24 protein-coding genes are annotated in these 26,078 nt (G+C 65.2%); 15 read left to right on the plus strand and 9 right to left on the minus strand.

Annotated features, from left to right (window positions below; all coding sequences use genetic code 11):
• Nucleotides 1–21 precede the first annotated feature (21 nt).
• Together ACEN9F_RS24540 and ACEN9F_RS24545 are read left to right on the plus strand one after the other, a co-directional pair.
• Nucleotides 22–597: an NUDIX domain-containing protein gene (locus ACEN9F_RS24540; RefSeq protein ID WP_413424221.1), complete on the plus strand. Its 576-nt coding sequence runs from the start codon at nt 22–24 to the stop codon at nt 595–597.
• Nucleotides 594–953 carry a c-type cytochrome gene (locus ACEN9F_RS24545; protein ID WP_413424223.1) on the plus strand — a complete coding sequence of 120 codons (360 nt, stop codon included), beginning with the start codon at nt 594–596 and terminating at the stop codon, nt 951–953. The genes ACEN9F_RS24540 and ACEN9F_RS24545 overlap by 4 nt, the downstream gene beginning before the upstream one ends.
• 15 nt (nt 954–968) lie before the next feature.
• Here the strand turns inward: ACEN9F_RS24545 and ACEN9F_RS24550 are convergent, their stop codons facing one another.
• The 5 genes from ACEN9F_RS24550 to tal form a co-directional block, all read right to left on the minus strand.
• On the minus strand, nt 969–1,940 hold the full coding sequence (locus tag ACEN9F_RS24550; protein WP_413424225.1) for an ABC transporter permease: 972 nt from the start codon (nt 1,938–1,940) through the stop codon (nt 969–971).
• Nucleotides 1,941–1,947: 7 nt separating this feature from the next.
• Nucleotides 1,948–3,027, minus strand: coding sequence for an ABC transporter permease (locus ACEN9F_RS24555; protein WP_413424227.1), 1,080 nt, complete (start codon nt 3,025–3,027; stop codon nt 1,948–1,950).
• Entirely contained in the window at nt 3,024–4,553 is a 1,530-nt protein-coding gene (locus ACEN9F_RS24560) for an ABC transporter ATP-binding protein (RefSeq protein WP_413424229.1), read from the minus strand. The genes ACEN9F_RS24555 and ACEN9F_RS24560 overlap by 4 nt, the downstream gene beginning before the upstream one ends.
• 87 nt (nt 4,554–4,640) lie before the next feature.
• Nucleotides 4,641–5,636 (minus strand): BMP family lipoprotein, encoded by a 996-nt coding sequence (locus ACEN9F_RS24565; RefSeq protein WP_413424231.1) that lies wholly within the window; start codon nt 5,634–5,636, stop codon nt 4,641–4,643.
• Between the two features lie 110 nt (nt 5,637–5,746).
• Complete coding sequence (tal, locus tag ACEN9F_RS24570) at nt 5,747–6,835, minus strand: transaldolase (protein ID WP_413424233.1); 1,089 nt, start codon at nt 6,833–6,835, stop codon at nt 5,747–5,749.
• A gap of 466 nt (nt 6,836–7,301) precedes the next feature.
• Between tal and ACEN9F_RS24575 the strand changes: the two genes are divergently transcribed.
• From ACEN9F_RS24575 to pcp, 4 genes are all read left to right on the plus strand, one after another.
• Entirely contained in the window at nt 7,302–9,653 is a 2,352-nt protein-coding gene (locus tag ACEN9F_RS24575; protein WP_413424235.1) for a TonB-dependent receptor, read from the plus strand.
• A gap of 71 nt (nt 9,654–9,724) precedes the next feature.
• Entirely contained in the window at nt 9,725–10,426 is a 702-nt protein-coding gene (locus ACEN9F_RS24580) for a DUF969 domain-containing protein (RefSeq protein WP_413424237.1), read from the plus strand.
• Nucleotides 10,423–11,379, plus strand: a complete 957-nt coding sequence (locus ACEN9F_RS24585) for a DUF979 domain-containing protein (protein ID WP_413424239.1) — start codon at nt 10,423–10,425, stop codon at nt 11,377–11,379. Before ACEN9F_RS24580 ends, ACEN9F_RS24585 begins: the two co-directional genes overlap by 4 nt.
• A 53-nt stretch (nt 11,380–11,432) precedes the next feature.
• Entirely contained in the window at nt 11,433–12,083 is a 651-nt protein-coding gene (gene pcp, locus ACEN9F_RS24590; RefSeq protein ID WP_413424241.1) for a pyroglutamyl-peptidase I, read from the plus strand.
• A 6-nt stretch (nt 12,084–12,089) separates the two neighbouring features.
• Here pcp and ACEN9F_RS24595 read toward each other — a convergent pair whose 3' ends face one another.
• Genes ACEN9F_RS24595 through ACEN9F_RS24605 form a run of 3 tightly spaced genes read right to left on the minus strand, consistent with a single transcriptional unit; the run spans nt 12,090 to nt 15,088 of the window.
• The gene (locus tag ACEN9F_RS24595) at nt 12,090–12,998 is read right to left on the minus strand and encodes a LysR family transcriptional regulator (RefSeq protein WP_413424243.1); all 909 of its coding nucleotides are present in this window, start codon (nt 12,996–12,998) and stop codon (nt 12,090–12,092) included.
• An 18-nt stretch (nt 12,999–13,016) separates the two neighbouring features.
• Nucleotides 13,017–13,940, minus strand: coding sequence for a pseudouridine-5'-phosphate glycosidase (locus ACEN9F_RS24600; protein WP_413424245.1), 924 nt, complete (start codon nt 13,938–13,940; stop codon nt 13,017–13,019).
• Nucleotides 13,941–13,945: 5 nt separating this feature from the next.
• Complete coding sequence (locus tag ACEN9F_RS24605) at nt 13,946–15,088, minus strand: carbohydrate kinase (RefSeq protein WP_413424247.1); 1,143 nt, start codon at nt 15,086–15,088, stop codon at nt 13,946–13,948.
• 10 nt (nt 15,089–15,098) lie between these two features.
• Here ACEN9F_RS24605 and ACEN9F_RS24610 point away from each other — a divergent pair, with 10 nt between their 5' ends.
• From ACEN9F_RS24610 to ACEN9F_RS24645, 8 genes are all read left to right on the plus strand, one after another.
• The gene (locus ACEN9F_RS24610; RefSeq protein WP_413424249.1) at nt 15,099–15,320 is read left to right on the plus strand and encodes a hypothetical protein; all 222 of its coding nucleotides are present in this window, start codon (nt 15,099–15,101) and stop codon (nt 15,318–15,320) included.
• The gene (gene xapA / locus ACEN9F_RS24615) at nt 15,313–16,152 is read left to right on the plus strand and encodes a xanthosine phosphorylase (protein ID WP_413424251.1); all 840 of its coding nucleotides are present in this window, start codon (nt 15,313–15,315) and stop codon (nt 16,150–16,152) included. The genes ACEN9F_RS24610 and xapA overlap by 8 nt, the downstream gene beginning before the upstream one ends.
• Nucleotides 16,153–16,243: 91 nt before the next feature.
• Nucleotides 16,244–17,437 (plus strand): phosphopentomutase, encoded by a 1,194-nt coding sequence (locus tag ACEN9F_RS24620; RefSeq protein WP_413424253.1) that lies wholly within the window; start codon nt 16,244–16,246, stop codon nt 17,435–17,437.
• Nucleotides 17,434–18,396, plus strand: a complete 963-nt coding sequence (gene deoC, locus ACEN9F_RS24625) for a deoxyribose-phosphate aldolase (protein ID WP_413424255.1) — start codon at nt 17,434–17,436, stop codon at nt 18,394–18,396. Before ACEN9F_RS24620 ends, deoC begins: the two co-directional genes overlap by 4 nt.
• Nucleotides 18,397–18,410: 14 nt before the next feature.
• Entirely contained in the window at nt 18,411–20,795 is a 2,385-nt protein-coding gene (locus ACEN9F_RS24630; protein WP_413424257.1) for an aldehyde dehydrogenase family protein, read from the plus strand.
• A gap of 81 nt (nt 20,796–20,876) precedes the next feature.
• Nucleotides 20,877–22,199, plus strand: coding sequence for a thymidine phosphorylase (gene deoA, locus ACEN9F_RS24635; protein ID WP_413424259.1), 1,323 nt, complete (start codon nt 20,877–20,879; stop codon nt 22,197–22,199).
• Nucleotides 22,200–22,220: 21 nt separating this feature from the next.
• Nucleotides 22,221–22,658: a cytidine deaminase gene (locus ACEN9F_RS24640; RefSeq protein ID WP_413427167.1), complete on the plus strand. Its 438-nt coding sequence runs from the start codon at nt 22,221–22,223 to the stop codon at nt 22,656–22,658.
• A gap of 5 nt (nt 22,659–22,663) precedes the next feature.
• Nucleotides 22,664–23,884, plus strand: coding sequence for a nucleoside deaminase (locus tag ACEN9F_RS24645; RefSeq protein WP_413424261.1), 1,221 nt, complete (start codon nt 22,664–22,666; stop codon nt 23,882–23,884).
• A gap of 1 nt (nt 23,885) precedes the next feature.
• On the opposite strand, the gene ACEN9F_RS24650 is transcribed toward ACEN9F_RS24645, so the two are convergent.
• Nucleotides 23,886–25,340 carry an HD domain-containing phosphohydrolase gene (locus ACEN9F_RS24650; protein ID WP_413424263.1) on the minus strand — a complete coding sequence of 485 codons (1,455 nt, stop codon included), beginning with the start codon at nt 25,338–25,340 and terminating at the stop codon, nt 23,886–23,888.
• Nucleotides 25,341–25,463: 123 nt separating this feature from the next.
• Here ACEN9F_RS24650 and ACEN9F_RS24655 point away from each other — a divergent pair, with 123 nt between their 5' ends.
• The gene (locus ACEN9F_RS24655) at nt 25,464–26,066 is read left to right on the plus strand and encodes a hypothetical protein (protein WP_413424265.1); all 603 of its coding nucleotides are present in this window, start codon (nt 25,464–25,466) and stop codon (nt 26,064–26,066) included.
• Nucleotides 26,067–26,078 lie beyond the last annotated feature (12 nt).

Consider the following 26,078-nt stretch of genomic DNA (forward strand, 5'->3'; position numbering starts at 1 on the left):
ATACGCAATCAGGAGGCAGCTATGTCTGAAGACCGAATCCGCATCCACAAGGTGGAGACCCTGTCGCACGACTGGTTTCTGCTGCAAAAAACCACGTTCGACTATCGCCGCAGCGACGGCAGCTGGCAGCGCCAGACGCGCGAGACCTATGATTGTGGCCATGGCGCCACCATCCTGCTGTACAACCGCGCGCGGGGCACGGTGGTGCTGGTGCGGCAATTCCGCTTCCCGACGTACGGCAACGGCCACGACGGCTTCCTGATCGAGGCTGCGGCCGGCCTGCTGGACCGGGCCAGCCCGGAAGAGCGCATCAAGGCCGAGGTGGAGGAAGAGACGGGCTATCGCATCAGCGAAGTGCGCAAGGTGTTCGAGGCCTTCATGAGTCCCGGTTCGGTGACTGAGCGCCTGTACTTCTTCGTCGCCGAATACGATCCGGCCTCGCGGGCCGGCCTGGGCGGCGGCATCGCGGAAGAGGGCGAGGATATCGAAGTACTGGAGCTGCGCATGGACGAGGCCATGCAAATGATGGCCGACGGCCGCATCGCCGACGGCAAGACCATCATGCTGCTGCAACACGCGGCGCTGCATCTGCTATGAGAAGGCTGTTGCTGATCGCGTTGCTGGCCGCCGCGCAGGCCAGCGCGGCGGGCGATCCCGGGAACGGCGCCTTCCTGTTCAAGCGCTGCGCGTCCTGCCATGCGGTCGGGCCGTATGCGCGGGCCGGGTTCGGGCCTCAGCTGCAGGGCATCATCGGCCGCAAGGCGGCAGCCACCACCGACTACAAATATTCGGAAGCGATGAAGAAGTCGGGACTGGTGTGGGACGAGAAAACGCTGGCCGCCTTCATGCGCGCGCCGCACGACGTGGTGCCGGGGACGAGCATGCGCTTCTGGGGAATTCAGGATGAACAGCAGGTCGCCGACCTGCTGTCCTATATGCGCACGCTGAGGTGACCGGCGCGCGCGAGATTAACGAGACTTGACGAACGGCGTGCCGAGCGCTTTCGGCGCCACCGACTTGGCCATCAGGCCGGCCAGCACGATCACGGTGACCACATAAGGCACCATCTGGATCAGCGAGCCTGGCAGGCGGCCGACCAGCGGCAGGTCCACGCCTTCGATCTGGATCTGCACCGCGCCGAAGAAGCCGAACATCAGGCAGCCGAGGAAGGTGTACACCGGACGCCAGTTGCCGAACACCATCGCCGTCAGCGCCAGGTAGCCGGCGCCGGCCGACATATCGCGCAGGAAGAAGCCGCTCTGCACGATCGCCAGGTAGGCGCCCGAGAACGAGCACAGGACGCCGGCGATCAGCATCGCCATGTAGCGCTGGCGCTCGACGTTGACGCCCGCCGCATCCGCCGCGTGCGGGTTCTCGCCGCAGGCGCGCAGGCGCAGGCCGAAGCGGCTGTGGTACACCACCCAGTGCACGGCAGGCACCAGCGCGAACGCCAGGTAGACCAGCACCGAGTGGCCGCCGATCAGGTGCGCATACACCCAGCCGATGAACGGGATGCCTTCCACGGCGGCGCTGCCCGGCAGCACCACGTCGAACAGGCGCGCCGTGCCCAGGTCCGGCGTGCGGCCGCCCTGCTGGAAGAAGAACTGCGCCACCACGAAGGTCAGGCCGCTCATGGCGATGTTGATGGCGATGCCGGCCACCAGCTGGTTGCCCTTTTGCGAGATGGCGACATAACCCTGCAGCGTGGCCAGCAGCACCGACACCAGCATACCCGCCAGGATGCCGTACCAGGGATTCTGCGTGGCGAAGGCGACGGCGGCCGAGACGAAGGCGGACGCCAGGATCTTGCCTTCCAGGCCGATGTCGATCACGCCCGAGCGTTCGGCGAACAAGCCGGCCATGCCGGCGAAAATCAGCACCGGCGCATTGCGCACGGTCGACACCAGGATGCTGCCGATATGGAGGTCGTCAAAAGTCATCTCGTTCTCACTTCTTCAATTTGAGCAGTTTGGCGATGGCCGGAGCGTAGAAGTTTTCCATCGCGCCGCAGAACAGGATGATCAGGCCCTGGATGAAGATGAAGGTCTCGGGCGGGATGTTCTGCTTTTCCAGCGACAGGTCGAAGCCGCCCTGGATCAGCGCGCCGAACAGCACGGCCGACAGGAAGATGCCGACCGGATGCTGGCGGCCCATCAGCGCGATCGCGATGCCGACGAAACCGGCGCCGCCGACGAAGTTCAGCGACAGGTAGTGGGTCGAGCCCATGATGGAGTTGACCGAACCCAGGCCGGCCAGCGCGCCCGAGATCAGCATGACGGTGATGATCATCTTGCTGATGCGGATGCCGGCGTAGTGCGCGGCGTGCTTGTTCAAGCCGGTGGCGCGCAGCTTGAAGCCCCACGACGAACGCGACACCATCACGCCGTAGATCACCAGCGCGATGATGGCCAGGAAGAAGCTGATGTTCAGCGGCGTCTCGCCCAGCACCGGGAACCACTGGTTCAGGCGCGGCATCTCGGCGGCGGCGCTGAAGGCGCGGCTGGCCGGATTCTGTTCGCCCGCCGGCACCAGGTACTTGACGATCACGGTGTTCATCAACTGGCTGCTGATGTAGTTGAACATGATGGTGGTGACCACCACGTGGCTGCCGCGCCTGGCCTGCAGATAGCCGGGCAGGAAGGCCCACAGCGCGCCGAACAGCGCCGCGCTGAGCATGCCGACCGGGATCAGCATCCACATCGGCACGGAACTGTCGAAGGCCAGCATGGCCAGCGTCAGGCCCAGGCCGGCGAAATACATCTGGCCTTCGGCGCCGATGTTGAACAGGCCGGCCTGCATGGCGATCGACACGGCCAGGCCGGTGAAGATGAAGGTCGACGCATAGAACAGCGTGTAGCTCAGGCCTTCCGGGTTGATGACGGCGCTGTTGATCAGGATCCCCATCGACTCGATCGGGCTCTCGCCCAGCAGGTGGATCACCAGCGCGGCCACCAGCAGGGCCGACAGCAGGTTCAGGATGGGCATTACAAAGCCGGTTGCCCAGCGTGGCAAGTCTTGGTTATTCATGATTTATGCATGCCCCCCATCAGCAGGCCGATACGGGTGGTGTCGAATTCTTCAATTTTCAGTTCGCCGGTGATGCGGCCGCCGCACATGACCAGGATACGGTCGGCGAGCGCGCGCACCTCCTCCAGCTCCACGGAGACCAGCAGGATCGCCACGCCTTCGTCGCGCAGCTTGAGCAGCTGCGTGTGGATGCTTTCGATGGTGCCGATGTCGACGCCGCGCGTCGGCTGGCCGACCAGCATCAGCTTCGGCCGCGCCAGCACTTCGCGCGCGATCACCACCTTCTGCTGGTTGCCGCCGGAGAGCAGGCCGATACGCAGGTCGTTGTTGTTGGGGCGGACGTCGAAGTTCTGCATCAGCTGCGCGCAGCGCGCGGCGATGGCCTTGAAGTCGAACAGGCCCCAGCGGTTTTTCAGCTTGTCCTGGTAGCCGAGGATGGTGTTGTGCATGACGGAGAAGTTCTTCACCACGCCGTCGCGCAGGCGGTCTTCCGGAATGTGGGCGATGCCCAGGTCGCGGAAGGTGCGCGGCAGGCCGTCGGCGTCGGAGCGGCCGGCGAAAGGCAGCGCCTTGCCCTTGAAGTCGACCTTGCCGGAGCTCGGCAAACGCATGCCGGACAGGATCTCCATCAACTCGCTCTGGCCGTTGCCGGACACGCCGGCGATCGCGACGATCTCGCCGGCGCGCAGCGTGAAGCCGATATCGGCCAGCAGCTTGACCTGCTGGTCGTCCAGCAGTTGCAGGTTCTCGACCTGCAGCACCGGCTCGCCCGGATTGTAGGGCGCGCGCGGCAGGTTGTTCTCGATCGGACGGCCGACCATCATGTTGGCCAGGTCTTCCTTGGTGGTGCCGGCGGTCGGCACGGCGCCGATCACGCGGCCGCCGCGCATCACGGTGACGGTGTCGGTGATGTCGAGGATCTCCTGCAGCTTGTGGGTGATCAGGATGATGGTCTTGCCCTGTTCCTTGAACAGGCGCAGGATCTCGAACAGCGACGCGGTTTCCTGCGCGGTCAGCACGGCGGTCGGCTCGTCCAGGATCAGGATGTTGGCGCTGCGGTAGATCTGCTTGAGGATCTCCACGCGCTGCTGCGCGCCCACCGACAGGTCGTGGATGGTGGCCAGCGGATCGACATCGAGGCGGTAGCGGGTGCAGATCTCGCGCAGCTGCGCCTCGACGACGGCGCGCTTGGCCTTGAGCTTGAAGCCGCCCTCGCTGCCCAGCATGACGTTGTCGAGCACGGTCATATTCTCGACCAGCATGAAGTGCTGGTGCACCATGCCGATGCCGAGCGCGATCGCTTCCTGGCTGTTGTGGATGCGGCGCGCCTGGCCATCGAGCAGGATCTCCCCGCCGTCGGCGCGGTAGTATCCGTACAGGATGCTCATCAGGGTCGATTTGCCGGCGCCGTTCTCGCCCACCAGGCCGTGGATGGAACCCTTGGCGATGGTGAAGCTGACGTCCGTGTTCGCTTTTACAGCTCCGAAATGCTTGGAGATGCCGCGAAATTCTACTGCTGGCTGCATAGGATCGTTTTCGGTGCGATTAAGTAAAATGCTAAACGCGCCGCACGGGAAGTATCCCCGGCGGCGCGCTCGATGTTCAAACGGGTATCAGGCCGGGCAGGCGGCGCCCGAACGGATGTCGATGACCTTGACCTTGCCGTCGATGATGTCCTTGCGCGCACCCAGTACGCGCTTCTCGATTTCCGGCGTGATCAGCTTGCGGTTGTTCTCGTCCAGCGCCCAATCGACGCCGCCTTCCTTCAGGCCCTTGGCGTGGACGCCGGCCTTCCAGGTGCCGTTCTTCATTTCCATGAACGACTCGTAGACGGCGTTGTCGACGCGCTTGACCATCGAGGTCAGGATGCTGCCCGGGTACAGGCTGTTCTGGTTGGAGTCGACGCCGATCGCCAGCTTGCCTTTTTCCTTGGCCGTCTGCAGCGTGCCCAGGCCCGAACCGCCGGCCACGGCGAACACCACGTCGACGCCGCGGTCGAACTGCGAACGCGCCAGCTCACCGCCCTTGGCCGGGTTGTTCCAGGAATCGGAGGTGGTGCCGACCATGTTGGAGCTCACTTCGACTTTCGGATTGACCGCCTTGGCGCCCTGGGCGTAGCCGCAGGAGAAGGTGCGGATCAGCGGAATGTCGACGCCGCCGATGAAGCCCAGCTTCTTGGACTTGGAGGCCATCGCCGCGGCGACGCCGACCAGGTAGGAGCCTTCCTCTTCCTTGAAGGTGATCGAGTTGACGTTGGCGCCCTGCGCCACGCCGTCGATCAGCACGAAGCGCACTTTCGGGAATTCCCTGGCGACCTTCTGCACGGCCGCCTGCTGGGCGAAGCCGATCGAGGCGATCAGGTCCAGGTTCTTGCGGGCCAGGCCGCGCAGCACCTGTTCGGCCTGGGTATCGCTGGAGGCTTGCACCTCGATGAAATTGATGTTGGTTTCCTTCTTGAAGCGCGATGCGCCTTCAAAGGCGGACTGGTTGAACGACTTGTCGAACTTGCCGCCTGCGTCATACACGATGCCCAGCTTTGGGTCAGCCGCGGACGCGCTGGCAGCGATAAACAGTGCTGCAACCGTCAAACTAAGTTGTGAAAGTTTCATGAATAGGCTCCTGGAAGATCGATATTGTATATTTTTATTGGACGAAACATATAATCCGGCGCCGGTTTATCGCCGCAGATCCCTGATTTTTAGAGCTTTACCTCTGGGATTCACGCCGTCAGCGCCAGCAGTTTGTCAAAAGCTTGCTCAAATTGCAGCAAGCCGGCGGCCAGCAATTGCTGGCCCACGGTTTCCAGATCGATACCGTGGTGGGCCAGCTGCGCCAGCACGGCGCGCGCCGCCTCCAGGTCCGCCTCCAGCGTCGGTTCGGCCACGCCGTGGTCGCGGAAGGCGGCCAGCGTGGCGTCCGGCACGGTGTTGATGGTGTCCTTGCCGATCAGCCCTTCGACATAGCGCACGTCGCGCTCGGACGGCGTCTTGGTCGCGGTGCTGGCCCACAGCAGCCATTGCGGCGTCGCGCCGAAGGCGGCAAACACGGCGAAGGCGCCGTCGTTCCGCCAGTCGCGGTAGGCGAGGCGGGCGGCGGCCAGCGCGGCCTGGCCGCGCACGGCGACGGCGGTGGCGTCGGCCGAGTTGTCCAGCAGCGCGTCCACCGCGACGTCGATGCGGCTGATGAAGACGCTGGCCACGCTGGCGATGCGCTGCACCGACAGCTTGTCCTGCAGGCGCCGCGCCAGGCCGCGCCGGTGCGCCGCGCGCACCGCCTGGACCTGGCTGGCGCTGAAGATCAGCGTCATGTTGGTGTTGATGCCGGCGTAGACCACTTCCTCCAGCGCGGCGATGCCGGCCGGCGTGGCCGGGATCTTGATCATGGCGTTGGGGCGGCCGATCACGGCCCACAGGCGCTTGGCGGCCTCGACGGTGCCGGCGGTGTCGTGCGACAGGCGCGGCGACACCTCGAAGCTGACAAAGCCGGCGCGGCCGTCGCTGTCGCGGTACAGCGGCGCGAACAGGTCGCAGGCGCGCTGCACGTCCGGGATCACCAGCGCCTCGAAGCGCGCTTCCGGCGTCGCCAGCGCGGTGCGCAGCAGCGGCAGGGCGGCCTGGTAGCCGGCGTCGTGCTGGATCGCGTGATAGAAGATGGCGGGATTCGAGGTCAGGCCCTGGACGCCGTCGGCGGCGATCAGCCCGGCCAGCTGGCCGGAGGCGAGCAGGTTGCGGCTCAGGTTGTCGAGCCAGATTTGTTGTCCCAGGTCGCCGACCGCCCGCAGGCGGCTGTGTTCGAGCATATTGTTCATCTACCGTTCCAAGAATTTGCTGCGGTGCGTCAACGCGACACTTGCGCGCTTGCGCCGCTCCTGTCTCGTTGAGGCCGGTACGCATGTCGCACTGCCGCAACAGTTCACGCCGAATTAAATATTTTTATGTTGTTGCTTTTTTGTCCGTTTGGAAAAATTTCCCGCTACCGGCAGCCCCGGCGGCGCCCCACCCCAAGGAGGCTTTTTCCCTGCAAGCCAGGCGCCGCGGCCCTGAAAAAGCGGCCTGCCCAAGCAGCCCACTACTATGCATCAGCGCCGATATGTACGACAAATTCGTTTTTATTTAGCTATTTATATAAATAAGATATGAATCGAACGATGCAAAAAGGGACTTTTTTCCGTGCTAGCATGATTAATAATTTGTATATCGTTATGCAATGCTATGCAGTTTCGATATGCATTTAACAACAAAAATAATTCACCTACACAATTGGGAGCAGGACACATGAGCAAAAAAAGTTTCGCAGTGCGATCGCTGATCGCCCTGGCCGTCGCCAGCGCCTTCCCGCTGCACTCGGCCCTGGCCACCGAAGCTGAGGCGACCGCCCAGCCGGCAGCCGCTGAGGGACAAGATGCCGCCGATGCGGCGCCAGCCGCCACCAAGGGCCAGCTGGAGACCGTGATCGTGACCGCGCAGCGCCGCGCGGAAAACATCAAGGACGTGCCGATGTCGATCGCCACGCTCAAGGGCGACAAGCTCGACGTGCTGACCTCCGGCGCCGCCGACATCCGCTTCCTGTCCGGCCGCTCGCCGTCGGTCAGCGTGGAATCCGACTACGGCCGCACCTTCCCGCGCTTCTATATCCGCGGCCTGGGCAATACCGACTTCGACCTGAACGCCTCCCAGCCGGTGGGCCTGGTGATGGACGACATCGTCCAGGAAAACGCCATGCTGAAAGGCTTCCCGGTGTTCGACGTCGACCAGGTCGAAGTGCTGCGCGGCCCGCAGGGCACGCTGTTCGGCCGTAACTCCCCGGCCGGCGTGATCAAGTTCGACTCGGCCAAGCCGGTCTTCAAGACCGAAGGCTATCTGCAGCTGGGCATCGGCAACTTCTCGGCCAAGACCGCCGAAGGCGTGTTCAACTTCCCGGTCAGCGACACCGTCGCGCTGCGTTTCTCGGGCACCAGCCAGCACCGCGACAACCGCGTGCACAACACCAACCCGGCGCCGAACACCGGCACCAAGGATTTCGAAGGCTACGGCGACAACGCCTTCCGCCTGCAGGCCCTGGTACAGCCGAGCAAGGACTTCAGCGCGCTGTTCAACTACCATGAGCGCGACTACCACGGCAGCGCCACGCTGTTCCGCGCCAACATCATCAAGAAGGGCACCAACGACCTGGTCGACGGCTTCGACTATGGCTCCTACCCGACCGACGGCGTCAACTACCAGAAGCTGGAAACCAAGGGCGGCAATATCCGCCTGAAGTACAACCTGAACGACATCACGCTGCACTCGATCACCGGCTATGAAACGCTGAAGTTCAACAGCCGCGCCGACGTTGACGGCGGCTACGGCTGCACGCTGTTCTGCGGCCCGGTGCAAGGCGCCTTGCCGAGCGGTCCCGGCGTGATTCCGTTCCCGGTCGAGACGGCCGACCTGCTGCCTAACCACAAGCAGTTCTCGCAGGAGTTCCGCGCCGAGTCGAACTACAAGGGCCCGCTGCAATGGATCGGCGGCCTGTATTTCTTCGACGAGAACATCCAGATCGACTCGATCAGCTTCAACTCCCTCGCGGCGGGCAATCCGCAGAACATCCCGTACGCCATCCAGTACCAGAAGGCCAAATCGTGGGCTGCCTTCGGCTCGCTGAACTACACCGTGAGCGACAAGTTCAAGGTGCGCGGCGGCCTGCGCTACACCGACGACAAGAAGGACTTCTTCGCTTCGCGCACCGACTACAACGCCAGCAACACGCTGGTCACCATCGGCCACGACCTGCACAGCACCTCGCACAACCTGAGCTGGGACCTGAGCGGCACCTACGAGCTGGACAAGAACACCAACCTGTTCGCCCGCGTCGCCACCGGCTACCGCGCGCCGTCCATGCAGGGCCGCCTGAACGGCCTGGCCGACCTGCCGTCGCAGGCCAACGCCGAACGCGCGCTGTCGTATGAGGCGGGCGTCAAGCAGGACCTGTTCGACAAGCGCGCGCGCCTGAGCGCCGCCGTGTTCCAGTACCGCGTCAAGGACAAGCAGCTGACCGCGGGTAACGGCACCGTCAACATGAACCAGCTGATCAACGCCGAGAAAGTGACCGGCCAGGGTATCGAGCTGGACTTCCAGGCCAACCTGGGCGACGGTTTCAGCACCACCGTGGGCTACAGCTACAACGATACCGAGATCAAGGATCCTCGCCTGTTCGTGCAGTATTGCGGCAACTACACCAACAATGCCGCCAGCGGCTGCTCGCCGGCGAATTTCAATACGGCGGTCGCAGGCACGTCCAAGATCAACGGCAACCCGCTGCCGCGCGCGCCGAAGAACCAGCTGAACTTCACGCTGAAGTACAGCACCGACATCGGCAACGGCGAGTTCTACGCCTACACCGACTGGACCTACCGCAGCAGCTACAACTTCTTCCTGTACGAAGCGCCTGAGTACAAGGCCAAGCCGCTGACCGAAGGCGGCGTGCGCGCCGGCTACAAATGGGGCAACGGCAAGTATGAAGTCGCGCTGTTCGGCCGCAACATCACCGACAAGCAAGTCATCCTCGGCGCGATCGACTTCGATAACCTGACCGGCATGCTGAACGAGCCGCGCACCTGGGGCGGCACCTTCAAAGTCAACTTCTAAGCCGCTCTTTGCTTTAGAATCGCCCGCACATCGCAAGATGTGCGGGTTTTTTACTTTGGGGGAGACAGCTAGTGAATCACACCGTCGTCAATCTTTGGCCGCTGCTGGGCGTGGCCGTCATCATCGCCGGCTTCGCGCTGCGCGCCCACCCGGTGCTGGTGGTGATCGCCGCCTGCGCGGTCACCGGCTTCGCCGCCGCCATGCCGGTCGAGCAGTTGCTGGCGTCGCTCGGCACGGCCTTCATCAAGACCCGCAACCTGCCGTTGATCCTGCTGCTGCCGCTGGCCGCCATCGGCCTGCTGGAGCGCTACGGCCTGAAGGAGCATGCGCAAGCGTCGATCGCGCGCATCAAGTCCGCCACCACCGGCCGCCTGCTGATCGTCTACCTGGCGATCCGCGAAATCAGCGCCGCCTTCGGCCTGACCAGCATCGGCGGCCATCCGAACATGGTGCGCCCGCTGATCGCGCCGATGGCCGAGGGCGCGGCGGAAACCCGCTATCCGGAGTTGACGATGGCGCTGCGGCACCGCATCCGCGCCATGTCGGCCGCCACCGACAACGTCGGCCTGTTCTTCGGCGAGGACGTCTTCGTCGCCTTCGGCGCCATCCTGCTGATGCAGACCATCCTGCGCGGCGAAGGGCTGGAAGTCGATCCGCTGCACATGGCGCTGTGGGGCATACCGACGGCGGTGACGGCCTTCATCATCCACTCGTGGCGGCTGCACCGGCTGGACGCGCAGATCGCCCGCGCGATGCGGAAGGGCGCGGCATGATACTCAAGCTCGATTATTTTTATTATGTGCTGGGGGCGATGCTGCTGCTGATCGCCGTCATGGCGCTGCGCGACCGGCATAATCCACGGCGCTATTCCAGCGCGCTTTTCTGGACGCTGTACGCGGTGGTCTACCTGGCCGGCGAGCATCTGCCGCCGGTCGCCGCCGGCCTGCTGATGGTGGTGATGGGATTGATCGCCGGCTTCGGCGGCGTCACGCTGGGCCGCTACGGCGACCGCTCGCAGGAGCAGCGGCGCGACAGCGCGCAGCGGCTCGGCCACCGGCTGCTGATACCGGCGCTGCTGATTCCCGTTACGACGGTGATCGGCTCCACCTTGCTCAAGGACGTGCGGTTCGACGGCCTGTTCCTGCTCGATCCGAAGAACGCCACGCTGGTCAGCCTGGGCTGCGGCTCGCTGTTCGCGGTCGCCACCGCCTGCTGGCTGACCCGCTCGACGCCGCTGCAGGCGATGCGCGAATCGCGGCGGCTGGTCGATCACCTGGGCTGGGCGGTGGTGCTGCCGCACATGCTGGCGGTGCTGGGCCTGCTGTTCACCGAGGCCGGCATGGGCAAGGCGGTCGCGCACGTGGTCACCTCCTACATCAACCTCGACATCCGCCTGGTGGCGGTGGCCGTGTTCTGCATCGGCATGGCGCTGTTCACCGTCATCATGGGCAATGGCTTCGCGGCCTTCCCGGTGATGGCGGGCGGCGTCGGCATCCCGGTGCTGGTCGGCGTCTACCATGCGAATCCGGCGGTGATGGCGGCGATCGGCATGTTCAGCGCCTACTGCGGCACCCTGATGACGCCGATGGCGGCCAACTTCAACATCGTGCCGGCCGCGCTGCTGGAGCTGCCCGACAAGAACGCCGTGGTGAAGATACAGATACCGACCGCGCTGCCGCTGCTGCTTGCTAATATTGCACTTCTTTATTTTCTGATGAACCTGTGAGATTTAATTAGTTGGAGTAGAGTAATGCCCACGCAGTAAAGCACGGAGTAAAGATGAAAAAGATAATATTGTTGACGGGCTTCGAACCCTTCAACCAGGAGACCATCAATCCCTCATGGGAAGCGGTGCGTAGCCTGCAAGACTGGCACGAAGGCGACTTCGTGGTGCATGCGCGGCTGCTGCCGTGCGTGTTCGGGCACGCGAACAAGGTCATGCACCAGGCAGTGGAGGAGCTGCAGCCGAGTATCGTCATCGCGGTCGGCCAGGCCGGCGGCCGTCCGGACCTGTCGGTGGAACGCATCGCCATCAATATCGACGACGCGCCGATTGCCGACAACCAGATGCGCCAGATCGTCGACCAGCCCATCGTCAACAGCGGCCCGGCCGCATACTTCTCGACGCTGCCGATCAAGGCCATCGTGCACGCGCTGCGCGAAGCGGGCCTGCCGGCGTCGGTGTCGCAGACGGCCGGCACCTTCGTGTGCAACCACGTGTTCTATGGGCTGATGCACCAGGCGCACGAGTGGGGCACCACCATGCGCGCCGGCTTTATCCATATCCCCTACCTGCCGCAGCAAGCGGCCGCGCACCCGGGTTTCGCCAGCATGAAGCTGGAAGACATGGTGGAGGGATTGCGCATCGCGATCCGCACCACGCTCGCGCACACCGTCGATGTGCGCGAGGCGGGTGGGCTGACCCACTAGTGGCGGTCAGTCGCCGCGCGCCGGCGGATTCAATATATTGAGGAAGGCCCGCACCACCGGCGCATCGTCCAGCGTGGTGTAGGTGATGTACAGGTTGGCCGACGGCGGGTTGCTGCGGATCGGCAGGAACACCACGCCAGGCCAGCCGATACGGCTGGTGGTCTCGGGCAGCAGCGCCACGCCCAGCCCCGCGCCCACCATCGCCAGCAGCGTCTGCGGCTCCGACGCTTCCTGGAAGATGGTCGGCTGGAAGCCGGCTTTCACGCAGCACTGGATCAGGTAGCGCGGGAACGAGGACTTGTCCAGCGCCAGCGTCAGCATCGGCTCGTCGGCGATGTCCATCAGTTCGATCGCTTCCTGCTTGGCCAGCGGGTGGTGCTCGTTGATGGCCACGCACACGTCTTCGCGGAAGCACAGTTCCTGGCGCAGGTTGTCGTTCCTCAGGTCGTCCTCGTCCAGCCTGGGCTCGCGCCAGAAGCCGACGTCGACCTGCTTGGCGCGCAGCGCTTCATATTGCAGCGTCGGTCCCAGCTCGTGCAGCGTCCACGTCACGCGCGGGAACTTGGTCTGGAACTCTTCCAGCAGGCTCGGGATCGGCCCCCACATCGCCGAGCCGACGATGCCCACCCGCAGCCGGCCCACCTCGCCGCGGTCGATCTGGCGGATGGTGTCGATGGTCATGCGCATCTTCGCCAGCAGCTCGGACGCCTCGTTCATCAGCGCCTTGCCGGCCACCGTCAACTCGAAGGTGCGGGTGGTGCGGGCGAACAGCTTGACGCCCAGTTCCGCCTCCAGCTTCATGATCTGCTGGCTGAGCGGCGGCTGCGAAATGTGCAGCCGCTCGGCGGCACGGCTGAAACTCTTTTCTTCTGCGACGGCGAGGAAGTACTTTAGTTGTTTCAGGTCGATGGACATGGCGGCGGCTTGGTTCGGTTAGTGCGAGGTTGGGTGCGGCTGCATGGCGACGGCCAGCGCGGCCCCGCAGCGCGCGTTGTTTTTCACCAGGGCGATGTTGGTGGCAAGGCTGCGGCCCTCGGTCAGCTGCTTGATGCGGCCGAGCAGGAACGGCGTGACGTTCTTGCCGGTGACGCCCTGGTCATCGGCTTCCTGCAGCGCCTGGGCGGTGATGGCGTCGATCTCCGCCTTCGGCATGGCGTCGGCGGCCGGCACCGGATTGCCGACCACCACGCCGCCCTTGAGACCCAGCTGCCACTTGGCCTGGATGAAGGCGGCCTGCTCGGCCGGCGTGTCGAGCTGGAAGTCGGCGTTGAAGCCGCTCTCGCGGGTGAAGAAAGCCGGGAAGCCGCGCTGGCCGACGCTGACCACCGGCACGCCGAAGGTTTCCAGGTATTCCAGCGTCAGGCCGATGTCGAGGATGGACTTGACGCCGGCGCACACCACCGCCACCGAGGTCTGCGCCAGTTCCTGCAGGTCGGCCGAGATGTCGAAGCTGGTCTCGGCGCCGCGGTGCACGCCGCCGATGCCGCCGGTGACGAACACCTGGATGCCGGCCAGCTCGGCGCAGATCATGGTGGCGGCCACGGTGGTCGCGCCCAGTTTGCCTTGCGAGAGCACATAGGCCAGGTCGCGGCGGCTGACCTTCATGGCGTCCGGCGAGGTGGCCAGCAGTTCCAGCTGCTGTTCCGACAGGCCGATGCAGATCTTGCCGCCGATGATGGCGATGGTGGCCGGCACGGCGCCGCCGTCGCGGATCAGCTGTTCGACTTCACGCGCCATTTGCACGTTTTGCGGATACGGCATGCCATGCGAGATGATGGTCGACTCCAGCGCGACGATGGGTTTGCCGGCGCTGCGGGCGGCCGCCACTTCGGGCGAAAAGAGCAGGTATTGGTGCATGGTGGTTATCCTTTGATGGGGAAGAGCGGCATGTTGAATGGCTGCGTCATGTCGAAGTCGTGGATCTCGTCGAGCACGTCGGCGGCCAGCATCGGGGAGACGGTGTCGGGGGTTTCCAGCGTCATCGCGGCGACCTTCAGGCCACGGCGGCAGGCCAGCGTCAGGTCGGCGCTGCCCTGGTACAGCGACCAGCAGACGGCGGCCGAGAAGGCGTCGCCGGCGCCGGTGACGTCGACCACTTCCACCTGGTGCGCGGCCAGCCATACCAGCTCGCCGTCCCTGGTGTGGAACACGCCCTGGCTGCCGCAGGTGACGATGACGTCCCGCGCGCCCTGGGCCTGCACCTCGCGGCAGGCGGCGCGCACGTCGGCTTCGGTCGGCAATGCGCGGCCGGCGCGGGTTTCCAGTTCGCCGCGATTCAGGATCAGCAGGCGCAGGCCGGACAGGTCGGCCGGCAGGCGCGCCATCTTCGGCTGCGAGACGGCGACGATGATCAGCGGCACGTTGTCGGCATGGGCGCCGGCCAGCAGGGCGGCGATGCTGTCGGCCGGCAGGTTCAGGTCGGCCACGGTCATGGCGGCGGCCGAGCGCTGCGGCTGGCGGCTGGCCAGGAACTCGGGCGTGATGCGGTCGTACAGCGCCATGTCGGCCAGCGCCACCACCATTTCGCCGTGGGCGTCGAGGATGGCGGTGTAGGTGCCGGTGGCGGTGTCCGGCAGCTTGAGGCTGCCGCGCGTGTCGATGCCGGCGCCTTCGGCGTGGTCCTGCAGGGTGCGGCCGGCGCTGTCGTCGCCGACGGCCGTCAGCAGCGCGGTCGGCAGGTTCAGGCGGGCCAGGTTCTCGGCGATGTTGCGCGCCACGCCGCCATAGACTTCCTCGGCGGTGGCGGGATTGGAGGTGCCCAGCTGCATGGCGGCGATGGTGCGCAGCTTGCGGTCCAGGTTGGCGGCGCCGATGCACATGACGGGACGCTTGTCCGGCAGCACGTAGGCGCGGCCCAGCAGGCGGCGTTCGCGTATCAGGCCGGCGATATGGCCGGCCACGGCGGAACGCGACAGGCGCAGTTCCACCGCCAGGTCCTGCTGGGAGATGAAGGGGTTGGCGCGGATCAGCTGGTAGAGCTGTTCCTTTTTAGACGAGTCGGTCACGATAGTGCCCTTGAAAACAATTGTTCGTCATGATAAACATTTGTTCTTTGGTGGTCAACAACGGAGTCAACAGCGCGCTGCAGCTAAGTTTGTCTGGATTTATAATACCCCTGATTTATACGGTTTTTGTATAAATGCTGAAGAAAAATGGTATTTGCCATACATATGGACGATGATGCATAGTGTCAGCTTCCCCAGCCACAACAGAAAAACAGAGGATATCCATGTCTAATAATTCCCCATTCCAGGCAGCTGACATCATTCGCGCCCGTATCCCTGCCGGCTTCAAGCCGCGCGTCGCGATGATTCTCGGTTCCGGCCTTGGCGTGCTGGCGGAACAGATGACCGACGCGGTCACCATCAGCTTCAACGAACTGCCGGGCTTCCCGATCTCCACCGTGCACGGCCATGCCGGCGAACTGGTGGTCGGCACGCTGTCGGGCGTGCAGGTGGTGTGCATGAAGGGCCGCGGCCACGTCTACGAAGGCTACGGCCTGGGCGTGATGACCAGCGCCGTGCGCACCATGAAGCTGCTGGGCTGCGAAATGCTGTTCGTGACCAACGCCGCAGGTTCGCTGCGCACCGAAGTCGACGCCGGTTCGCTGGTGGCGCTGACCGACCATATCAACTTCCTGCCGGGTACCCCGATGATGGGCCCGAACGACGAGCGTTTCGGTCCGCGCTTCTTCAGCATGGCCAACGCCTACGACGCCGACCTGCGCGCGCTGCTGCAAGCCTCCGCCAAAGAGAAGAACGTGCCGCTGCACGAAGGCGTGTACATCGCCTACGCCGGTCCGAACTTCGAGACCCCTGCCGAAATCCGCGCCTTCAAGACGCTGGGCGCCGACGTGGTCGGCATGTCGGTGGTGCCGGAAGTCGTGTCGGCCCGCCACTGCGGCCTGAAGGTGGTCGGCGTGTCCGCCATCACCAACCTGGCCGAAGGCCTGTCGCCGTTCCCGCTGTCGCATGAGCAGACCCTGAAGTACGCGGCCGTCGCAGCGACCTCGCTGATTGAAGTGATCCTGGGCTTCCTGGCCAACGTGGCCAAAACGCCGCAGGCGTAAGATTCCCGAGGGGCGGCTGGTCCGCCCCTTTGCTTTTAACGCGTCATTCCCGCGCAGGCGGGAACGACGGAGCATAGTCTCGGAGATAGACATGAAACGCGCATTTATCCTCTTGCTTGACTCCTTCGGCCTCGGCGCCACGCCCGACGCCGCCAAGTACAACGACGTCGGCGCCAACACCTTCGGCCACATCGCCGAGTGGGCCGCCAAGAGCGGCAAGCCGATGTCGCTGCCGACCATGGAAAAACTGGGCCTGGCCGCTGCCGCCCATACCGCCAGCGGCCAGTGGGCCGCCGGCTTCGAGCAGCGCGAAGGTTTCAGCGCCGCCTACGGTGCCGCGCGCGAACGTTCGACCGGCAAGGACACGCAGTCCGGCCACTGGGAAATCGCCGGCGTGCCGGTGGAATTCGACTGGGGCTACTTCCCGAAAACGGTGCCGTCGTTCCCGGCCGAGCTGACCGCCAAGCTGCAGGAACTGTCCGGCGTGCCGGGCTTCCTAGGCGACTGCCACGCATCGGGCACGGAGATCATCAACAAGCACGGCGACGAGCATGTCGCCACCGGCAAGCTGATTATCTACACTTCGGCCGACTCGGTGCTGCAGATCGCCGCGCACGAGGAATCGTTCGGCCTGGAGCGCCTGTATGAAGTGTGCGAGATCGCCTTCAAGCTGGTCGAGCCGTACAACATCGGCCGCGTGATCGCGCGTCCGTTCGTCGGCGCCAACGGCAACTACACCCGCACCACCAACCGTCACGACTACGCGGTCGCGCCGCCGGCGCCGACGCTGCTGGACCACGTCAAGAACGACGGCGGCGAAGTGATCGCGCTGGGCAAGATCAGCGACATCTTCGCCACGCAAGGCGTCTCGCGCCTGGTCAAAGGCAAGGACAATATGGCGCTGTTCGACGCGCTGCTGCAGGTGGCCGACCAGGCCGGCGACAAGTCGCTGACCTTCGTCAACTTCGTCGACTTCGACCAGGCCTTCGGTCATCGCCGCGATGTCACCGGCTACTCGAACGCGCTGCACGAGATGGATGCGCGCCTGCCCGAGTTCATCGGCAAGCTGAAAGAGGGCGACCTGGTGGTCATCACCGCCGACCATGGCTGCGACCCGACCTGGCCGGGCTCCGACCACACCCGCGAGCACATCCCGATGATCTTCTTCGGCCCCGGCGTGAAAGCGCAGCAGCTGCCGATCTCCGAAACCTTTTCCGACATCGGCCAGACCCTGGCCCATCACCTCGGCGTCAAACCACTTTCCCACGGAAGCAATCTGTTATGAGCATCGTCACCGATTTCAAGCGCAACGAAGCGGTCCCGCTGGACCTGGGCTGGATCAACCACATCCACATCAACAAGAGCGCGGCCGACCGCCGCGCCGCCAGCCTGGCGAACCGCCGCACGGTCAAGAAGGAATTCCAGGCCGCCTGGCTGGTCAAGGCCATCGGCCTGATCGACCTGACCACGCTGTCCGGCGACGACACGCCGGGCCGCGTCGAGCGCCTGTGCATGAAGGCCATGCGTCCGCTGCGTTCGGACCTGGTCGAGGCCTTGGGCCTGCAGGATGTGACGCTGACCACCGGCGCCGTCTGCGTGTACCACGAGATGATCAAGCCGGCGGTGCAGGTGCTGCAAGGCCGTTTGCCGATCGCCGCCGTGTCGACCGGCTTCCCGGCCGGCCTGACCAGCATGGAAACCAAGGTGCGCGAGATTGAATTGTCGGTGGCCGCGGGCGCGACCGAGATCGATATCGTCATCACCCGCCAGCACGTCCTGACGGGCAACTGGCAAGCGCTGTACGACGAGATGGTCGCCTACCGCAAGGCTTGCGGCGAAGCGCACGTCAAGGCCATCCTGGCGACCGGTGAACTGGTCACGCTGGAAAACGTCGCCAAGGCGTCATGGGTGTGCATGATGGCCGGCGCTGACTTCATCAAGACCTCGACCGGCAAGGAGCCGGTCAACGCCACGATCCCGGTGTCGCTGACGATGGTGCGCGCGATTCGCGAGTATCACGAGCAGACCGGCTTCAAGATCGGCTACAAGCCTGCGGGCGGCGTCGGCACGGCCAAGGCCGCGCTGCAGTACCTGACGCTGATGAAGGAAGAACTGGGCAACGAGTGGCTGGAGCCGCACCTGTTCCGCATCGGCGCATCCAGCCTGCTGACCGACATCGAACGCCAGCTTGAGCACTATGTGACCGGTAACTACTCGGCCGCTCACCGCCACGCGCAACCATAAGAACGGAATACGTCATGCCATCAATCAAAGAGATCCTGAATACCATGGAATACGGCCCAGCACCGGAGAGCACGAAAGAAGCGCAAGCGTGGCTGGAGCAGCACGGCCGCAAATTCGGTTTGTTCATCGACAACCAGTGGAGCGAGCCGGGCGAGTTGTTCGCCTCGACCAATCCGGCCGATGCCGCCAAGCTGGCCGACCTGACGCAAGCGACCGGCAGCGATGTCGACCGCGCCGTGGCCGCCGCGCGCGCCGCGCAGCCGGGCTGGCAGGCACTGGGCGGCCATGGCCGCGCCAAGATCATGTACTCGCTGGCCCGTCTGATGCAGAAGCACGCGCGCCTGTTCGCCGTGCTGGAGACGCTGGACAACGGCAAGACCATCCGCGAAACCCGCGACATCGACTTGCCGCTGGTGGCGCGTCACTTCTACTACCACGCAGGCTGGGCGCAGCTGCAGGCCGAAGAATTCGCGGACTACCGCGCCGTCGGCGTGGTCGGCCAGATCGTGCCGTGGAATTTCCCGCTGTTGATGCTGTCGTGGAAAATCGCACCGGCCATGGCGGCCGGTAACACCATCGTCTTCAAACCGGCCGAGTTCACCTCGCTGACCGCGATGCTGTTCGCCGAGATCTGTGTGCAGGCCGGCGTGCCGGCCGGCGTTGTGAACATCGTCACCGGCGATGGCCGCGTCGGCGAAGCCATCGTCAACCACGCGGGCATCGACAAGCTGGCCTTTACCGGTTCGACCGAAGTAGGCCGCCTGATCCGCATCGCCACCGCCGGCAGCGGCAAGAAGCTGTCGCTGGAACTGGGCGGCAAGTCGCCGTTCATCGTCTTCGACGACGCCGACCTGGACGCCGCCGTCGAAGGCCTGGTCGATTCGATCTGGTTCAACCAGGGACAGGTATGCTGCGCCGGTTCGCGCCTGCTGGTGCAGGAGTCGGTGCAGGACAAGTTCCTGGCCAAGCTGCGCGCCCGCATGGACAAGCTGACCCTCGGTTCGCCGCTGGACAAGTCGATGGACATCGGCGCCCTGGTCGACCCGGTGCAGCAGCAGCGCATCGCCGGCCTGGTGGAGTCGGCCCGCGCCGAAGGCTGCACCGTGTACCAGCCTGCATGCGAGATCCCGGCCAACGGCTCGTGGTTCCGGCCAACGCTGATCACCGGCGCATCGACTTCGGCCGCCGTGGCGCAGGCCGAGATCTTCGGCCCGGTGCTGGTTGCGATGAGCTTCCGCACTCCGCCGGAAGCCGTGCAACTGGCGAACAACACCGTCTACGGCCTGGCCGCTTGCGTGTGGACCGAGAACATCTCGCTGGCGCTGGACGTCGCGCCGCAGATCAAATCGGGTGTGGTGTGGATTAACACCGCCAACCAGTTCGACGCCGCTTGCGGCTTCGGCGGCTACCGCGAATCCGGCTTCGGCCGTGAAGGCGGCCGCGAAGGCATGTACGAATACCTGACCGCCAAGTCGGAAGACGCGCGTCCTGCGGCGCCGGTGGTGGAAGCCAAGGCCAAAGCCAAGGCGGCCGCACCTGTCGCCGGCGGCGCCTTCGCCATCGACCGCACCGCCAAGCTGTACATCGGCGGCAAGCAGGCACGCCCCGACGGCGCCTACAGCCGTGCGATCCATGGTGCCGACGGCTCCTTCATCGGCGAGGTCGGCGAAGGCAACCGCAAGGACATCCGCAACGCGGTCGAAGCGGCCCACAAGGCCGGCGGCTGGGCGAAAGCCACGTCGCACAACCGCGCCCAAGTGCTGTACTACATCGCTGAAAACCTGGCCGCGCGCGGCGAGGAATTCGCTGCGCGCATCGCCGCGATGACCGGTTCGAAGAACGCTGAGAAGGAAGTACAGGCTTCGATCGAGCGCCTGTTCTACTACGCGGCCTGGGCCGACAAGTACGACGGCCTGGCGCACCAGCCGCCGATGCACGGCATCACCGTGGCGCTGAATGAGCCGGTCGGCGTGATCGGCATCGTCTGCCCGAACGAGTCGCCGCTGCTGGGCTTCATCTCGCTGGTGGCGCCTGCGATCGCGCTGGGCAACCGCGTGGTGGTGGTGCCGTCGGAAGCGCATCCGCTGTCGGCCACCGACCTGTATCAGGTGTTCGATACCTCGGACCTGCCGGATGGCGTGGTCAACATCGTCACCGGCTCGGCGGACGAACTGGCGCGCACGCTGGCATCGCACTCTGATATCGATGCGGTATGGCGTCATGACGGTTCGGCTGAAGGTTGTGCCGAGGTGGAGCGCCTGTCGGCCGCATCGCTGAAGCGCACCTGGGTCGGCGGCGCGAAAGGCCGCGACTGGCACAGCACGGCGCAAAGCGGCGGCCGCGCGGTACTGGCGCACGCCTCGCAAGTGAAAAATGTCTGGATTCCTTACGGCGTTTAAAGAATAGCTCTTACACCACGGGCGGGTCTGCGGACCCGCCTTTGTGCTTTCAACACCCAACAATTTTAAGCGGAGAATCGCATGTTTTTACCTCAAGAGATCATACGCAAGAAGCGTGACGGCGGCGTCCTGTCGGCCGAAGAGATCCAGTTCTTCGTCGGCGGCATCACCTCCAACCGCGTCACCGAAGGCCAGATCGCCGCGCTGGCGATGGCCGTCTTCTTCAACGACATGACCATGGACGAACGCGTCGCCTTCACCCTGGCCATGCGCGACTCCGGCGAAGTGCTGGACTGGCGCTCGCTGGACCTGCCAGGCCCGGTGGTCGACAAGCACTCCACCGGCGGTGTCGGCGATGTGGTCTCGCTGCTGCTCGGCCCTATGGTCGCGGCCTGCGGCGGCTTCGTGCCGATGATCTCCGGCCGCGGCCTGGGCCACACCGGCGGCACGCTGGACAAGTTCGACTCCATCCCCGGCTACACCACCGTGCCGACCAACGAGCAGTTCCGCAAGGTGGTCAAGGAAGTCGGCGTCGCCATCATCGGCCAGACCGCGTCGCTGGCGCCGTCGGACAAGATCTTCTACGGCGTGCGCGATGTCACCGCCACGGTGGAATCGGTCGCCATGATCACCGGCTCCATCCTGTCGAAAAAGCTGTCGGCCGGCCTGGATGCGCTGGCGATGGACGTTAAAGTGGGCAGCGGCGCCTTCATGCCGACCTACGACAAATCGGTCGAACTGGCGGACAGCATCGTCAAGGTCGGCAACGGCGCCGGCATGATGACCTCGGCCATCCTGACCGATATGAACGAATCGCTGGCGCCTTACGCCGGCAATGCGCTGGAAGTACGCGGCGCGATGGATTACCTGACCGGCAAGTCGCGTCCTGCGCGCCTGCACGAAGTGACGATGGCGCTGTGCGCCGAGATGCTGGTGCTGGGCAAACTGGCGGCCGACGAAACCGAGGCGCGCGCCAAGCTGCAGGCATCGCTGGACAGCGGCGAAGCGGCCGAGCGCTTCTCGCGCATGGTCGTGGCGCTGGGCGGCCCGGCCGACCTGATGGACAATCCGGACAAGTACCTGGAGCGTTCGCCGATCATCGTGCCGGCGCCTGCGCTGAGCTCTGGTTACGCCGCCACCGCCAACTGCCGCGACATCGGCCTGGCCGTGGTGTCGCTGGGCGGCGGCCGCCGCCGCGCCGCCGACCCGATCGACTTCGCCGTCGGCCTGACCGACCTGGTTGGCCTGGGCGACAAGATCGAAGCCGGCCAGCCGCTGGCGATGGTCCATGCGCGCACGCAGGAAGCGGCCGAGCAGGCCATCCGCGAAATCCAGGCGGCCTACCAGATCGCCGGCGTCGCACCAGCCGCGAACCCTGTCATCTACCGCACGATCCGTCCCTGACGCTACCGCCGTCATTCCCGCCTGCGCGGTAATGACGGATCGAAGGATACTGAAATGAACAAACAAGAACTGATCGCCGAAGCCGCCGCCGCGCGCCTGAAGGCGTACACGCCGTACTCCAACTTCAAGGTCGGCGCCGCGCTGCTGACCAACGACGGCAAGGTCTTCCACGGCTGTAACGTGGAAAACGCTTCCTACGGCCTGTGCAACTGCGCCGAACGCACCGCCTTCTTCAGCGCCTTCGCGCACGGCTACAAGCCGGGCGATTTCGACCAGCTGGTCGTGATCGGCGAAACCGATGGCCCTATCGCTCCTTGCGGCGCCTGCCGCCAGGTGATCCTGGAATTGGGCGGTAACGAGCTGCCGGTGTTGCTGACCAATCTCAAGGGCGACATCTACGAGACCACCGCAGCGGCGCAACTGCCGAACGCCTTCGGCGGCGCGGACCTGAAGAAGTAAGCACCTTGGCCTTCAAGAAGACAATTGATGTGCAGGCGGCGGTAGCGATAGCGGCGGCCGAGGCGATCGCCGCCAAGACGCAGGGCACCTTCGGTGTCGGCGGGCTGATGCTCGACCAGTACGGCAACGTGCTGCAGTCGCTGCACAACAACGTCATCAAGGAAGGCCTGATCTTCGATCCGACCGCGCACGGCGAACGCCAGTTGATCGACTGGTACTACGCCGAACGCGCCAAGGGCCGCGAACTGCCCGCGCCGGAAGACATCACCATCGTCACCTCGCTCGACCCCTGCTGCATGTGCAGCGGTGCGATCCTGGCCGGCGGCTTCAACGTGGTGGTGGCGGCGCCGGACAAGAACGCGGGCATCAATTTCGACGAGAGCGCGACCTTCGACGCGCTACCGGAGCCGCTGCGCGTACAGGCCGCGGACAGCTTCAGCTACCCGGCGGTGCTGGGCTCCTCGCTGTATTCGCGTGCCGGCAGCGGCGCGGCGCCGAAGTCCTTCTTCATCGGGAAGACCATCGCCGAACCGACGCAAGCCTTATGCTCGCTGGTGTTCGAGGCCACGTCGGCCGAAGTGATGGAGCTGTTCAATACCGACCTGCCGCAGGAGTTGCTGAAGGATCCCGCCGGGCTGGCGCCGGATCACGCCATCGTGCGCGCGCTCAAGCAGCTGTATCCCGACGCGTTGGCCTGGCGCTGCGCGCCGCATCAGCCGGACGCCGGCCTCGCGCCGTTCCTGCTGCAAGCGATGGCGCGCGACCGCGAACATGGCGGGGCGGGCGATGCGGTGGCCTTGCTGGATTCCTTCGGCAACCTGTTGCTGTGCATGCCGGGCCGGATGACGCAGTCGGGCATCCGCAGCGCCTTCATGGAAACCACGCGCGCCTATGCGCAACTGCGCTACAAACTGATGTGCGGCGCCACGCCGGCGCAGCAGGATGACGTGCGCCAGTACCTGGGCCATCCGAAGGACGGCACCTTTGTCTTTGCCCATGGACCGGACGACAGCGCGGTCAGCTTCATGAATCTCGGCGCCTACGGCTCGACGATGGAAGGCCCGCTGCCGCTGAAGAATCCCACGCAATTCCAGTACGTGCTGCCGGCGCTGCCGGAAGCGGAACTGGCCGCCATCTGCGCCGCCATGCCGCCGCTGTACCGCAGCATCATCCGCATCCGCCCCACGCAAGTCGCCGACGCCGCGCTGGTCGCCGCGCTGGCCTGAATCAAAGCAGCCGCAAGGTCGACGCCTTGAGCGTCGCGGCGGCACGGGAAGTGCAGCCTAGCTTGCGGAAGACGTTTTCCACGTGCGTGCGCACGGTGCTGGGACTGATTGCCAGCGCGCGCGCCACTTCCTTGTTGGTCAGCCCGAGGCTGATACCCCTGAAGACGTCGATCTCGCGCTCGGTCAGCAGGATCTTCTCCTGCGTATCGGCGGGCGATGGCCTGACGCTGCCGCTGACAGCGCGCACGGCGGCGATGTCGAAACGGCCGGACGCGGCTTCCGCCTCCAGCAGCGCGCGGGCTTCATCGGCCGTCATCGCCGCCCGCCACGGGCGCATCGACCGCAACGCGACCCAGGCCGCCGCAGCGGCGACGATTTTTCCTTCGGCCGGTATCGCCGTGCCGGCGCAGGCGCGGAAGGCGCCGCTGCCATCGAGCCGTTCGCCCACGTAGGAGCCGATGTCCGCGTCGCCGGACAGTGCGCCGATGCGCGCGGTGGCGCGGCTGGTCCAGTAAGGCGCCAGCCGCAATTGCTCGCGCGCGGCGGCGGACAGCCGGCCAGTCGCGTTCCATACCGAGTTCGGCACGGCGGCGCGGCCGATGCCGTGCACCAGCGCCGCGCGATAGCAGCGCAGTTGGGCCTCGGCCCCAAGTTCCATGAGGACCGCGGCACCGTGCGCCGTTTCCGCGACCTGGCGCGAATAGCCCGTCATCCAGGGCAGCTTCAGGTCGATGACATCGGCCAGCAACTCCAGCGGCACCGCGTCGCTGCCGGCGAAGGCGCCGAGGGCCAGCGACGCCCGCCACGCTTCGTCGCGGTCCAGGACCTCCAGCCATTCCGCCGCATGCGGCGGTACGATAGCGGCGAGTTCCGGCGGATAGAACCTGCCGCTCTTGAGCGCGATGGCTTGCAACGCGCGCGGCAGTCCCTGCTCGCGGCTGAGAATCTCGATATCGCTGGCGATGGCCACCATGTAGACGCTGTCCGGCACGGCGCCTTGCCCCGAATGATTCGGACCGGCTCCGTCATAGGTGGCGAAGATGGCGCGCAGGGCGTGTTCGACATGGGCCGGCACCCGCAGCATGCAGGCGATGTCGCCCGATACCTCGCAATGAATCTGCGATAACGGCTGTATCTCGGCCCATATCAATTCGCCGATGCGGGCAAAGGATGGATCGTCGGGATTCTGCGACAGCATCTTCGCGCGCGCGCTCACATCGTCGCCGACCAGGGCGCTGAAATCCGGGGCGTTGGCCGTGCAGCCGGACCAGCGCAACAGCGCGACCTGCTGGACGGCGGCGACGTCGGCGCCCTGGCATCCGCTCGCCTCGGCGATGCGCGCCGCCAGCCATGCCGTGCGCAGTGAATGGTCGGTCGGCTGCCCCATGCTCAAGTCGCCGATATAGGCCAGCGTGTGCATGGCGTCCGAGATGGATGCGGTGGTCTCTGGATACATGGGTGGATTATAGCGATACCGGCGTATCGCAGGCATCGGTTGTTTGACCGATAGCCGCCGCCGCATCGGCGGCGCATAGTGCTGGCTCCTGTTCCACCCGGAACCTCCATTCAAGGATTCACCATGAAAATGCTCAAAGTACTGATCGCCGGCGCCGCTTTCTTCACCGCCACCGCCGGCTTTGCCGCCGACCGCCAGGTCCACCTGCGCGGCGAAGTCACCGCCGTCAGCGCCAGCGAACTGACCGTCACCGACCGCAAGGGCGTCAAGACCGTCGTCAAGCTGGCGGAGCAGGCGCAGGTGCTGGACGTGTCGCGCAGCAGCATCGCGGCGGTCCAGGAAAACAGTTATCTGGGCGTGGCCGCCGCGCCGGCGCCGGAAGGCAAGGTGCGCGCGCTGGGCGTGATGGTGTTCCCGGAGCCGGCGCGCGGCATGAACGAAGGCCACTTCCCTTGGGATAAGGGCGACCGTAGCACGATGACCAACGCCACCGTTGCCAAGGTCACCAAGAAGGCCAGCGCGACCGAGCTGGAAATGCGCTTCGGCGGCAAGACGCAGCAAGTGGTGCTGGACAGCGCCACCGTGTATGGCCAGTTCGTGCCGGGCAAGCGCGAGCTGATCGTGGTCGGCGCCAAGGTGCTGGTGATCGGCGCACAGGCCGCCGATGGTTCCACCAACGCCAATGCCGTGCTGGTGGGCCGCGACGGCTTCCTGCCGCCGATCTGACGCAGGCTGCCG

Source organism: Duganella sp. CT11-25, assembly GCF_047302815.1.
Lineage (GTDB): Bacteria > Pseudomonadota > Gammaproteobacteria > Burkholderiales > Burkholderiaceae_D > Rugamonas.